This window comes from Streptomyces sp. NPDC052052 (assembly GCF_040680455.1).
Lineage (GTDB): Bacteria > Actinomycetota > Actinomycetes > Streptomycetales > Streptomycetaceae > Streptomyces.
In genome coordinates, this window is the sequence record NZ_JBFAWU010000014.1 from 160,235 (window position 1) to 172,316 (window position 12,082).

At 63.9% G+C, this 12,082-nt stretch carries 13 protein-coding genes, 1 tRNA gene and 1 pseudogene; 10 read left to right on the forward strand and 5 right to left on the reverse strand.

Going from position 1 to position 12,082, the window contains the following annotated elements:
• Positions 1–29 precede the first annotated feature (29 nt).
• Together AB0L71_RS18885 and AB0L71_RS18890 are read right to left on the reverse strand one after the other, a co-directional pair.
• Entirely contained in the window at positions 30–284 is a 255-nt protein-coding gene (locus AB0L71_RS18885) for a cold shock domain-containing protein (RefSeq protein ID WP_365243926.1), read from the reverse strand.
• 179 nt (positions 285–463) lie between these two features.
• Complete coding sequence (locus AB0L71_RS18890; protein ID WP_365243928.1) at positions 464–1,219, reverse strand: GntR family transcriptional regulator; 756 nt, start codon at positions 1,217–1,219, stop codon at positions 464–466.
• Between the two features lie 78 nt (positions 1,220–1,297).
• On the opposite strand from AB0L71_RS18890, the gene AB0L71_RS18895 reads away from it, so the two are divergent.
• The 4 genes from AB0L71_RS18895 (at position 1,298) to AB0L71_RS18910 (ending at position 3,375) form a co-directional block, all read left to right on the forward strand.
• Entirely contained in the window at positions 1,298–1,576 is a 279-nt protein-coding gene (locus AB0L71_RS18895; protein WP_365243930.1) for a hypothetical protein, read from the forward strand.
• Between the two features lie 529 nt (positions 1,577–2,105).
• A complete protein-coding gene (locus AB0L71_RS18900) occupies positions 2,106–2,330 on the forward strand; it encodes a hypothetical protein (RefSeq protein ID WP_365243932.1) in 225 nt (74 codons plus the stop codon).
• Positions 2,327–3,070, forward strand: a complete 744-nt coding sequence (locus AB0L71_RS18905) for a GntR family transcriptional regulator (protein WP_365243934.1) — start codon at positions 2,327–2,329, stop codon at positions 3,068–3,070. Before AB0L71_RS18900 ends, AB0L71_RS18905 begins: the two co-directional genes overlap by 4 nt.
• Positions 3,067–3,375 (forward strand): hypothetical protein, encoded by a 309-nt coding sequence (locus AB0L71_RS18910; RefSeq protein WP_365243936.1) that lies wholly within the window; start codon positions 3,067–3,069, stop codon positions 3,373–3,375. The genes AB0L71_RS18905 and AB0L71_RS18910 overlap by 4 nt, the downstream gene beginning before the upstream one ends.
• 244 nt (positions 3,376–3,619) lie before the next feature.
• Here AB0L71_RS18910 and AB0L71_RS18915 read toward each other — a convergent pair whose 3' ends face one another.
• On the reverse strand, positions 3,620–3,865 hold the full coding sequence (locus AB0L71_RS18915) for a hypothetical protein (protein ID WP_365243938.1): 246 nt from the start codon (positions 3,863–3,865) through the stop codon (positions 3,620–3,622).
• Positions 3,866–5,848: 1,983 nt separating this feature from the next.
• Between AB0L71_RS18915 and fxsT the strand changes: the two genes are divergently transcribed.
• Positions 5,849–8,242, forward strand: a complete 2,394-nt coding sequence (gene fxsT / locus AB0L71_RS18920) for an FxSxx-COOH system tetratricopeptide repeat protein (protein ID WP_365243940.1) — start codon at positions 5,849–5,851, stop codon at positions 8,240–8,242.
• Positions 8,243–8,720: 478 nt separating this feature from the next.
• On the opposite strand, the gene AB0L71_RS18925 is transcribed toward fxsT, so the two are convergent.
• Entirely contained in the window at positions 8,721–9,104 is a 384-nt protein-coding gene (locus AB0L71_RS18925) for an NUDIX domain-containing protein (protein WP_365243942.1), read from the reverse strand.
• Positions 9,105–9,147: 43 nt separating this feature from the next.
• Here AB0L71_RS18925 and AB0L71_RS18930 point away from each other — a divergent pair.
• Positions 9,148–9,408 (forward strand): annotated as a pseudogene (locus AB0L71_RS18930) (tyrosine-type recombinase/integrase); the annotation flags it as partial.
• 76 nt (positions 9,409–9,484) lie between these two features.
• Here AB0L71_RS18930 and AB0L71_RS18935 read toward each other — a convergent pair.
• Positions 9,485–9,560: transfer RNA gene (locus AB0L71_RS18935), tRNA-Arg, on the reverse strand.
• A gap of 512 nt (positions 9,561–10,072) precedes the next feature.
• Between AB0L71_RS18935 and AB0L71_RS18940 the strand changes: the two genes are divergently transcribed.
• The 4 genes from AB0L71_RS18940 to AB0L71_RS18955 all read left to right on the forward strand — a co-directional run bounded on the left by AB0L71_RS18940 (position 10,073) and on the right by AB0L71_RS18955 (position 12,073).
• On the forward strand, positions 10,073–10,312 hold the full coding sequence (locus tag AB0L71_RS18940) for a hypothetical protein (RefSeq protein ID WP_365243944.1): 240 nt from the start codon (positions 10,073–10,075) through the stop codon (positions 10,310–10,312).
• 30 nt (positions 10,313–10,342) lie between these two features.
• Positions 10,343–10,549, forward strand: coding sequence for a hypothetical protein (locus tag AB0L71_RS18945; RefSeq protein ID WP_365243946.1), 207 nt, complete (start codon positions 10,343–10,345; stop codon positions 10,547–10,549).
• 378 nt (positions 10,550–10,927) lie between these two features.
• On the forward strand, positions 10,928–11,716 hold the full coding sequence (locus tag AB0L71_RS18950) for a helix-turn-helix transcriptional regulator (RefSeq protein WP_365243948.1): 789 nt from the start codon (positions 10,928–10,930) through the stop codon (positions 11,714–11,716).
• Positions 11,717–11,803: 87 nt separating this feature from the next.
• Entirely contained in the window at positions 11,804–12,073 is a 270-nt protein-coding gene (locus tag AB0L71_RS18955) for an acyl carrier protein (protein ID WP_365243950.1), read from the forward strand.
• Positions 12,074–12,082 lie beyond the last annotated feature (9 nt).

The following is a 12,082-nucleotide window of genomic DNA, read 5'->3' on the forward strand; positions in this document are numbered from 1 at the left end:
TTCGCCGCCGTTGATGTCAGGTGTGGATGTCAGACAGTCCTGGGGACGATGCTCAACGCGCGGTAGTCGTAACCGTCCTGCTTGAAGCCGGGCGCTTCCCAGATGAGATCGACCTCTTGCCCTGGTGACAGCGTGCGAAAGCCGGGCGCCTGAATGTCGGCGTAGTGGCCGAAGCACCCTCCGGGAGTCTCGGGTGAGTCGAGCACGCCCCACCCCTCCTCGTCCCTCCACTCACGCACAGTCGCAGTCACGGGGACCTTCCGGGGCCCTCTGTGGCGACGCATCCGTCTCTCCTCTCATCCATCCCGCAAGATCACAAAGACCTGACCTGCCAGGCTGACACGTTCCTCCGTGGAAGGCACTGTGAACACTGGCAGTCAGGAGACTCGAAAGATGCACGGGCGAAGCAGGGCTGTGGCCCTTGTAGTGGATTCCGTCGGGGGTCTCGCTGTAAACGGCGCGATCACCGGTTGATCGGGATCTCGTAGACGATCTCGCAGTGAGCGGCGGGCACGACGATATCCGCCGTCTCAACGGGCCGGCCGTCGTCGCTGTAGTACGTCCGCCGGATGTGCGTCACGAGCGCGGCTTTCTGGATGCCGAGTAGTGAAGCCTCCTCGGCGGTCGCCTGCCTCGGCTCTGGCTGCTCGACGGCATGGCTCACCGTGATCCCGATCGCGGCCATGCGGTTCACGACCCCTGCGCCCGCGTACGGTCCGCCCTCGGGGAGAACGACGAGAGAGCCCGCGGTGAGGTCGTAGGGCTCCCAACTCATCGACAACTGCACCGGCTTGCCGTCCGCCAGGAACTCATACCTCGTCCGGACACACAGCTCGCTTTCAGAGATTCCGAGTCGCGCCGCGATGTCGGCAGGCGCCGGCACCTTGGCGTCCGTCCGGCTCTCCCAATCCCCTTGCCTGCCCACGGCCTTCATGTCGGCCCGGAAGGGTGAACCGGTCGGTTGCTCACGCGCCGACGACCGCACCACCCGCACCCGATGTCGGGGCTCGGCGACGTAGGTGCCCGACCCGGCACGACCCTCCAGCACACCTTGGGAGATCAGCAACTCCTGCGCCCGGCGGACCACGTTCTCGCCCACGCCGCACTCCTGGCCGATCTGGGCGCGGGAGGGGAGGCGGTCTCCCGGCTCCCATACGTGCTCCGCGATCCGCCGCCGGAGTTCGTCGGCGATGCGGAGATAGGGCGGCTGCTCAGGCATATGGAAAATCTAGTCCACTAGATCTAATCTAGTTAACTAGCTTCACTGAAAGTGATCACTGGTGACGGAGGCTGCCCTGTGCCCGCTTTGGGAATTAGCGCGGCGGCCCTCGCCGCCCGGCTGTCCGCCCTCGGGCTTCCCGCGCGGGTGCAGGAACACCCCCGGCACACGGCGGTGGAAGCGGAGGTGCCCGATGCGCTCTCCGCCGAGTCATGGCGGGAGGTCCTGGATGTGGTGGCTGAGGCCGATCGATTCGGGCTCCTCGCCAGCAGCTTGAACGGCCGCACCTTATGGGCGGTCGTACGCAAAGCGGTCCCCACGACGGGCGATGTCGGGGGACCGAGCTATCAGCGATAGGAGCTGAACAGCATGCTCAACCGTATCCGCCGCGCCTTCGCCCTCACCAGGGCGCGGTACTTCTCAAGAAGCAGGCACCGCCGCTCGTTAACGCCCTCCTGCCCTCCGGCGTCCCAGCTCGTCTCCCACGTGCCCGTTGGTGAGTCGACCCTTGTCCTGGGACGGGCAACCATCGACATGGCGCCCCACCGAAACTTACTCAGGGGGGAGGACGTCGCACTCGTCCGCCCGTACGTGCTGGTGTCAGAAAGACGTGTTCGCGCACGCTCGATGGTCACCGCTTCTCATCTGCCGCCGGGCTCCTGGTCGTTGCTCGCGGAGGGCTGCTGATGCCGCCTCGTCGACAGCTACACGTCTCGGATAATTCGGCCGTCCCCTACCGCTCGACTGCTTGCAGGATCGGCACACACTCTTCCTGCACGGAATCCTCCCCAGTCCCGATACCAGTTGACCTCCCGGTGATCTGCGAAGCGTGTGACTGCCCGTGCCACTCGCCTGCCGGCCCGTCCGCGCCCAAGGAAGCGACGCGGTGAGCGCCTGGACCTCCGGCGGTGCGCTGGTCTCCAGCATCGAGATCACCGCGGCCACCGTCCGACGCGGCGACGTCATCCAACTCGGCGGCGCTGCCCGCCGGGTGGAAGACCTCTTCCAGCTTCCCCGGGGAGCGAAGCAATTGGTATTCGAGTCGGGGGACCTGCTGACCGTGCACGCGCGTACCCGGCTCGTCGCCGTGCGCATGCCGAGAAGGCGGTGACCGGCTCGATGCGCTCACGCCACCACGACATCGCCGACGACCTCCGGCAGCAGATCACCGCAGGCCGTCTTCAGCCCAGCGAACGCCTTCCGTCCGAAGCCGACCTTGCCAACCGGTACAAGGTCAGCACGGCGACCCTGCGAAGAGCCCTCGCCGTACTCCAAGGTGAAGGCCTCGTAGAGAAGATCCACGGCAAAGGAAACTTCGCCCGTCGCCCTCACCGCAAGATCTTGTACGTCGGCGGCTGGGGCGCCCTGGACCCGTGGACCGCCGCCGAGCCGGCATTACGCGTCACCGTCCGCAGCACCACCGTTCAGGCTCAAGCGCACCTCACGACCCTGCTGAAGGTGCCCACGGGCAGTCCCATCGTGGAGACCACCTGCCTCAGCCACGAGGGTGAGTCGCCGCACGGCCTGGCTCGCATCTACATGCCGCGCGACCTGGTCCCGGCCGGATTGCTCGATGACGACTCCACGTGCCGAGATGCAGTCACAAGATTCGCAGTCCTCGGCCCGCCGCCGGCCGCTCTCCGAGAGACGCTGCGCGCTCGCCCCCCGACGCCGGACGAAGCATCGGCCCTTCGCATCGGCCAGGCATCGTTCGTCCTCTCCATCACCCGCATCGCCACCGACTCCACCGGCCGCATCGTCGAAGCCACGCTCTTGGCCTTCCCGGGAGATCGCGTCGATGCCGTCTTCACAACCCACCACGTGATCGATGAGAGGCAGACCCATAGATGACAGCGCCGAACGAACTGCGGCTCCTCCCGTGGTCGGGTCCGGAAGACAAGCCCTGCTACCTGAGCACCGACGACCGCGGCGGTTACGTGTCCCGCCTGGCGGACAACGTCGAAGCAGCCCAACTCGGCTCGGCGGCTGAACTGCTGGAGCAGGCCTCCGAAGCCCTCGACGACCAGGACGCGGCCCTTGAGGAAATGCGGCGCCTGGCCAAGGAGCTGACCGGGGCTCTGCGGGACGTCCTCCGCGTCGCAACCAGCCGCGGCCACCTTCTGGCGGTGAGCGAACCGCTTGAGCCCGCCCACTGATCTACGCTCCCGCTGACCTGCACAGCAAGAGAAGCCCACGGCTCTGACCAGCTCAGACGCCGTGGGCTTCTGGCGTTGTCTGCCGACTGTGGCTGACCTTGGACAGCCCGAGGACCGCTTCGTCCCGAAGCAACTTGGATGTGGGTACGGCCTTGGGCTGGTGTGACTCTCACCTGCACTGGCGGTTCGTTGACGTCCGCGCTTGTCCGCCGTTGTTCATGGGCGTTGTCACGCAGTCAGACACTCACCCCGCCGCTCCTCTTGGCTCGGTCGCTGCACCAGAGATCTGGCGCACCAACTCGTCGACGACCTGGGGCACGACACGTTGAGCGCCCTCGTCTTGCAGCGCTTCGGCAAGTGCCTGATGGACCGCCGCGAACGGCTGCCCCGCATGTGAGGCACGGGTCCGGTCAACCGCTCGCTCGATCTTCGCAAGAAGGGCTGCCACGATCGGCATTGCCTCGTCGTACTCGCTGGGGTCCGTGGCCATGGGCTCAGCCGATCAGCACCGACCGATCGGGTCAAGGCTGGTACCCAACCATCAGCTTGGGAAGCTGAGCACGACGGCGTCGGCTACGAGAGACACTGCTCCACCGCGCTGATGGCTCCTGGACGTTCATGTCGTTCCTCACCGAAGATGACAGCGTCAGGATGACTCTCGCCGAATCGTGCTCCTTGTGGCACAGGATGCGGCAATATCGTTCAACATGAACGAGGTCATAGCGGCGTTAGCAGGAGCCGCGATTGGTGGGGGATTCGCGTTTGCGGGAGCGCTTGCGCAAGCCCGCAGTGCCCGAGCACAGGCTGACGCCTCCCGCGCAGCAGCTAGGCACCAGGCGGATACCGCTCACATGGAGTGGGTACGCGGTGGTAGAAGTTCTGCATGCTTTGAATTCCTGGCCTTGACTTTGGAGGTGAAGAATCAGGCGTTTAATCTGCACTGTTTGAGAGAGCCGCTGGGTGGACGAGGCTTTTTGCGCAGGATCCGCTCTTGGCGGGCCGAAGCGCAGATTGGAACTGCCATCGATGAGACTCTCAGGCAGATGCGAGCCACTCTCGCCGTGATCGAACTGTACGGTACGGACGAGGTTGCCAGCGCCGCGCACAGAGTGGAAAGAGCATGCGTAAACCTGACCATGTGTGCTGAAGGATGCCTTAGGGATCCCGGTCTTCCTCAGTTCGACTGGAACACAGAGCTATCTACAGTGCGGCGGGCGCGCGAGGAGTTTGCGGCGGCCGTACGCCCGCATCTGAACAGTTCGGTCACGTGATTCGATACCTTTATGCCCGTGTCTGCCGATTCGGATAGCCGACGTGCGCGCTCTGAGCTTGGGAATCACTGACCATTTATGGTTGATGTGGTCGCTGACCAGCAGAAAGAGCGGCTGATGCCCCGCCAGCGTCCGCTGCCCAGACACCGTCGTTGACCGCTGTTGCCTGCCCCGACTGGTGCGCTTCTGGTGCGCCTGTCTTGCATAACTGCGGTGTACTCAAGCATGTGCCCGCCGTACGATCACCACGGCTCGCGTCGGCCAGCTGCTGCTTCCCCCCAGCGTCGGCCCGCCGTGGAGGGGGCCAGCCCGTTCGAGCTGGGCCGAGTGGGACAACCGCTTTACAAGTTCGACTAAGAGAGTGGGCCGCCATGCCTGGGCGGGCGTCTCTACTCCACGAACGGGCCTTGAAGCCCACTCACATCCATCGCCATTGATGTCAGTCGCGGATGTCAGGCGGGCCACCACTGCACTCAGCAGTACCACGACGCACGCACAGTCCCGGAGGAGCCTTGCGGCCCAGCCAAAGACACTAGATATATAGCCCCCAGCCGCTCGTCAAGTGGGGCGTCTTCGCTGGTAGTCCACGAGGCTACGGATCAACGCGCCTTGTAATTTAGGCTGTTGGCGACCCGTCACGAGCCAAGCTGAGCGATCCGTTGAGCACCAAGCCCGCATGAGCCGTGGGCTCAGCGGTAGCGTGTGGAGGGTGTCGCCCAGGGAAGGGCGGCATCTTGTGGCTTTGAGGGGGACACGATGTGGGAGAGTGCGGCAGACAACGCACAAGCTCTGACGCCGTATGTAACAGCTGCGATCGCTGCATATGGAAGTTCAGTGCTGGCACGAGTTCAGACAGACGCAGCAGATGCCACAGTGTCGTTTGGACAACGAGTGCTTCGCCGGCTGACGGGGCAAGGTGAGGTTGAAGAGAGCCCGAGCACAGCACAGGTGGAGTTGGAGCGTGCGGTGATCGAGGCGAACCAGATCCCACCAGGTGAGGGTCGCGTAGCGTGGATGCGGTTGCATTTGCAGCGCTTGTTGGAGGCCGAACCAGAATTGGCCGCTGAGGTTGCTGGGTGGGCGCGCCCACCTGCCCCGTCAACTGTAGCGGTGAGCACTTCAGGAGAGCGGTCGCCTGCCGTGCACACCAATTACGGAACCATCCAGACTGGCGATGGGCGGTACTCAGATTGGAGGCAGCAGTGACCGCAGATCAGCCCGAAGTCCATGGCACACGACTTACAGCCCAGACTTCTGGTGACCGCTCTCCGGCAATCGGAGTGAACTATGGCTCCGTCCTAGCGGGGGACGCGGTGATGCCGGTCACACTGCCGCCCGTCGAAGAGGTAATTCCCCGCGAGCGAATTCATAATCTTCCACGGCCTCGGCTGAATACGTTTGTGGGTCGCGTTGCTGAGCTAGAGCAACTGAAGTCCGCTCTATGTCCGGAGGGTCGTCGCGTTGGCGATGTAGTGACCCAGATGGTCTCGGGGTTGGGTGGGATCGGCAAAACTGCCTTGGTTTTGCATTGCGCGCACGAGGCGGTCGCGCGAGATGCCTATCCGATTGTTTGGTGGCTGAATGCCGAAACTCCAGAGGCGCTTACGCAATCCTTCACACAGCTTACGCTGCGCCTCAATCCTGGCCTAAATATCGGTCACCTCCCAGAGGAATTCTCCGCTGAATGGGCTCTAGCCTGGCTCCAAACCCAAAGCTCCAGCCTGTTAATCTTCGACAACGCTAGCCAACCTGACGTTCTCGCTCCATATCTCGCCCGCCTCGATCGAAGCGATTGCGTGATTACCACGCGCCGCACTAATGGGTGGAATTCACTCACCTGCCGCAACCCGATCCACCTTGATGTTCTTGATCCGCCATCCTCTGTCGCCTTGCTGCGCACTCTTAGCCAGGATGATCCCGATGCCTCAAGACTTGCGGAGGAACTGGGACACCTGCCATTGGCGCTGGAGCACGCTGGCACCTACATCCGCCGGCTGCGATGGCCTCATGCTAAGTACTTGGAGCATTATCGCTCCTACACAAACCACTTCTTGGAATCTTCTGGCCACGGCGATCCGCACGGAATCACCATCGCTCGGACTTGGCGCGTCACCCTGGACGTCCTCGCGGATAGAGATCCCGAGGTGGTGCAGACTCTTCAGGTGCTTGCTTGGTTTGCTTCGGAAGGGGTTTCTCGTGACCTTCTCGCCTTGCTGACGGATCCACCCTTCCGAGCTGACGAACAGCTCGCTTTGCTGGCTGATTTCAGCATGGTGACTACCACCGCAGACACCGTCTCAGTTCATCGAGTCGTCCAAGCCCTCGCCCGCACTCCCTCTGAACACGACCCGCACCGCAGTGTTGGCGCCATTCATCGCGCGCTCTGTATCGCCACGGACGTCCTGGCTGCCGCCCTCCCAGATCGCAACCCGCAGACCGACGTCACCACATGGGAGCAGTGGAGGAAGATAGTTCCTCACATTGAGTCTCTCGTCGAGCACGCCGACCCGAATGACGATACTGAAATCACAGGCCTGATCTGTTTCAGTGCCAGTCAGTTTCTAAAAGTGGAGGGTCAGGGAAATCGTGCTTTGAGGCTCGCCCAGCGAGCCACGGATGCCTTGGTAAGGATGCATGGCGAGATAGCTCCTGTGGCTCTCACTGTGCGCAGAAATTTGGCGGCTGTGTACAGAGAAATAGGGGACGCTGGCCGCGCCGTTCCCATGTTCAAGGATTTGCTATCTGATACCGAGCAGGTGCATGGGTCACGCCACCCAAACACCCTAATGGCGAAAAGTGACCTCGCAGATGCGTACGAGCTCGAAGGTGACTTCGGGCAGGCTTTGACGTTGTTCAAGTCGGTGCTGGCCGAGCAGGAAGAGGTGATGGGGCCAAGGCACCCGCATACCGTAGCCACCCGGAGCAGCCTGGCAGACGCCTGCCAGATTGCGGGTGAAACAGCAGAGGCTTTGACGTTGTCCGAGTCGGTGCTGTCCGATAGGGAAGAGTTGATGGGGCCGAGGCACCCCAGCACCCTGGATGCTCGGCACTCTTTGGCGTACAGCCATCTGGACGCGGGTGACGCGGAGCAGGCCTCAACGCTGTTGGAGTCGGTCGTGGCCGACCACGAAGAAGTGATGGGACCGCGGCATCCCAGAACCCTAAATGCTCGGCACAATCTCGCGCGCGCTTACCAAGTTTCAGGTCAGGCGGAGCAGGCTCTGATATTGCTCGAAGCGACACTGGCTGATCACGAAGAGGTGATGGGGTCAAGACACCCGAACACGCTCAATGTTCGCTATACGCTTGCATCAGCCTATGCAGATGCGGATGATGTTGACTCGGCCATCACCATACTCGATGCGCTCGTAACTGACACGGAGAGGATTTTGGGATGCCACCATCACAAAACTCTGACCGCGCGTTACCAACTCGGCTCCCATTACATGCTCGTTGGAGACATGGACCGAGCGATCAGCACGTTCAAGGTACTTTCAGTTCACACAGAAGAGGCCTTTGGTTTGCATCACCCTGAAAGCTGTGTCGTACGACAACACCTTGATTGTTTGCGCGAAATCGCGGCCGGTTCGGATTAGCACAGTAATTGCGACTATCTCCTCAGTGAACCCCGTTCTGGTAGTTCGACTTATTGAATCGAGCGAATCGCCAACCCAGGACAAAAATCCATTCTGAGCGCGTAGTCGACACTATCCATTCGGCTTCGGATTCACCGGTCAATGGGTGACAGTTGTAGGTCGGCGGAGCGGCTTTGGGCTGGAGCTGCTTTGGGGCGAGTGATCATGGCCCCGTAAGCTGATGGCGAGTCGGGCAGTCTGTGGACCTGCCCGGTAAAGCACGACGTTGGGGCCTTGATCTTAGAGGCTCGCCCCAAAGTGGCTGCCTAAAGCCGTGGAGCCGACCGCCCCAGCCATAGAGGGTGTCCCCCACTTCATGCCCGCAGCCGCCGAGCGCGCCGCCTGGCGCGGCCAGCCGGGGCGAAGACAGAGGCAGGCCGCGCCGCTGGGGCGGCGCGCGCCCGCGCCGTGCGCGGGCCTTGATGAAGTAGGGAAAGTCTTATCCCGCTGGGATGAGGTGCTTGCCGTCGTGGCTTCGTGCGTGGGGGCCGTTGCCATCCAAAGCGTCCAGGAGTCTGATCGTGTAGACCTTGGACATGCGCTCGCTGACCTCGTCGGGCGTGAGCCGGGAGACGGCTGTTGACTCGCTTGATGTGCGCTCGGCGCCGCCGGAGGGCTTGCAGCGGAAGACCAGGGCGCCGATGCCTCGGGTCGTGTTCTTGTAGACGCCGGTGAGTTCGTCCACGTCGACGGGGATGCCCGTCTCTTCCCGGACTTCGCGGGCTACGCCGGCCTCCGGGGTTTCGTTGAGTTCGAGCACGCCGCCGGGGAGCTCCCACGTGCCGTTGTCGGCTCGGCAAATCGCCAGGAGGCGCCCGTTCATCGCGAACCACCGCCCCGGCTACGGAGACGGAGCGCAGGGGCACGAGCCGCGGAACGTCTACCGCTCCTTCACCCGGGTCTCCGAATCCGCCGGCCTCCGTGTGATCCGGCTGCACGACGTCCGACACGGCACCGCCACTCTCCTCACGGCGGCCGGGGTCGCGCCCCGCGTCGTGATGGAGATCCTTAGGCACTCGCAGATCAGCATCACCATGGACGTGTACACGCACGTCGTCCAGGACACGCAGCGGGAGGCCATGAGCCACATGGACCGGCTGCTGAGGAGGCGTCCCGGTCGTCAGTGATCGCCGCCGTTGATGTCAGATCTGGATGTCAGAAGGGGGTCACCTCCGAAAATCCGGAGGTGACCCCCTTCTGAACTGGTGCCCCCGGCAGGATTCGAACCTGCGACACCCGCTTTAGGAGAGCGGTGCTCTATCCCCTGAGCTACGAAGGCGGGGATCTGTCGGAAAACGTGTCCAAAACCCCGCGCGAATGGCGGTGGCTTCAGGCGCGCTGCCGACAAGGTGGTGGTGGGCAGGCCGATGAGGCCTGGGCCACCGCGGACAGTGTAGCGGGTCGGGTGGGATCGGTGCCGGTGTGTGATCACTGGCTCCTGCGTCGGGCCGGCTCGGGGTGCCAGGGTGTGTGTGGAGCAGGCGAGGCGGGTCCGGGCGAGGGGTGGCGTTCGTCCCACGTTCCCTCCGCCGACCACTGCACATGGGCTGCCTGCAGACCGGCGGGGGTGTTTGCTGCCCCTGCGCGCATCGGACTGTCGGGGAGACCGTGGCCCCGCGGAGCGGAGTTCCGGTAGCAGCCTCTTGGTGCGGGGCGAGAGTTCTTGTTGGCGCTCGATGCGCTTGATCGGCTCGGGGGAGCGTGCGGGCAGGGGCCGGCCCAGGGCGACGGCCCCGGTGGGGTTGGCAACTTGCTGCACCGGTCGGGCGTCGCGTCGGCGTCGGGAGCGACATGGCAGGCAGCGGCGCCGGGCGGTGTGGGTTCGTGAGCCGCCGCCCGGGCGGGAATCTGCTGGTGGGGCGCCGTCTGCGGCGCACAGGGATTCGACAGGGTAAAAACGGTGGCGTCAATTCCGGTGTCAGTATGCTGTCAGTGCAGTTCCCTGAATTGAACGGTCATGGCTTTTCGGTGCTCCACTTCGGCAAGATTCACGTGTCGGCCGGCGCGGAAGTCGGTCGGAATTCCGAGTGAATTTTAAGCTCAGTCGAGGGGGAATTTTCCGTGAAGCGGAATCTGCTGCGTGCCGTTGCTGTCGCCCTGGTTCCTTTTGCCGTGGCCCTGGGGGTGGCGGGTGCGTCGGCCGCGACGGCCCAGGTGCAGACGGGTGGTTCTGTCGCGACGGTGGCGGCGGAGGACGACCCGATCTGGGGGGCGGAGCCCGCTTCGGAGGGGGAGGTCGACGTCCCGCAGGACCCGATCTGGGGATGAGTTTGAGACTCATTGGCTGAAAAGGGCCCGGTCCACGTTCTGTTCGTGGGCCGGGCTTTCGTGTTGTTGCGCGAGATCTCCGCGGTTTCATTTCAACTTCCCCTGCGTGAACGGGCTGGGTCACAATGACTCGGAGTCCAGGAGGGGGCTGGCGTGCTGAGTATATTGGGTGTTTCGCCGCGGGTGTCCGAGATGTATCGATCTTTGTTGAAGAATCCAAATTTCGACCTGAATGAACTTGGGGAATTCCTCGGGTGGAATTCCGAAGTGACGTGTTCGGTTCTCGACGAGTGCATTCGGCTTTCGCTGGTGAAGCCGGACTGGGGTTCGCCCGACAGGTTCCGGGCAGTCAGCCCCGCAGTCGCGCTCGAAGCATTGATGACGCATCACGAGAACGATCTTCTGCAGCGGCGGCAGCAGTTGGACGCGGCGCGCGTGGAGGTGGCCCGGCTGGTCGAGGACCACAATGCGGCGCAGCGTGATCTGCGCAGTTCCGTCATCGAACGGTTCGAAGGGCTCACGGATATCCGTTTCCGCATCGAGGAGCTGACGGAGAAGTGCCAGTCCGAGCTGCTGACCTTCGCCGCGGGCGGCCCGCAGACCGAGGCCAGCCGGCAGGCCAGCCAGCCGCTCTGCCGGGAACTGGCCCGGCGTGGTGTGGCGATGCGCTCCGTCTATCTGGAGAGCGCGCACAACGACCCGGCGACCGTGGAACACCTGAGGTGGCTCCAGGCCAACGGGGACGAGGTGCGCACCACGGCCGCCCTGCCCTCCCGCATGCTGATCTTCGACCGGGCCCATGCGGTGCTGCCCCTGGACCCGGAGGACTCCGCCGTCGGCGCGCTCGTGCTGCACGGGCCGGGCGTCATCAACGCCCTGTGTGAGCTCTTCGAGCGTGTCTGGGAGAGCGCCGTGCCCTTCACTCGCGGCCGGCTGCACCAGCGCGACCGCTCCGAGGGCGGGTTGTCCTCGCAGGAGCAGGCGATCCTGCGGCTGCTCGGTGAGGGGCTCACCGACGAGGTCGTCGCCCGCAAGCTGGGGATCTCCGTGCGCACCGGGCGCCGTATCACGGCCGAACTCATGACCAGGCTCGGTGCGCGCAGCCGCTTCCAGGCCGGGCTGCGGGCGGCTCAACTGGGGTGGCTGGCGGGCGCAGACACCGTATAGGCCGCGTATAGCCGCCGATCTCATTCTCGACTCGTCACCTGGATGCCGGGGTCGCCCGACCCCGGTACCGATCCCATTGGAGTCGAGATGACCAACGTGAGCCTGACGAACGGCCTGGACGCTGCCCGCAAGCAGGAGATCAAGGAGATCGTCTGCGACATTCTCGAGATCGACGAGGACGAGGTCACCGAGACCAGCCTCTTCAAGGAGGAGCACGACGCGGACTCGCTCCGCGCCATCGAGATCCTCGCCGCTCTGGAGCGGACCCAGAACGTGACCATCGACCAGGCCGAGCTCAGCCGCATGGTCAACCTGGAGGGCGTGTACGTGGTGGTGTCCGAAGCCGCCCAGCGCTGATCGCCGTTT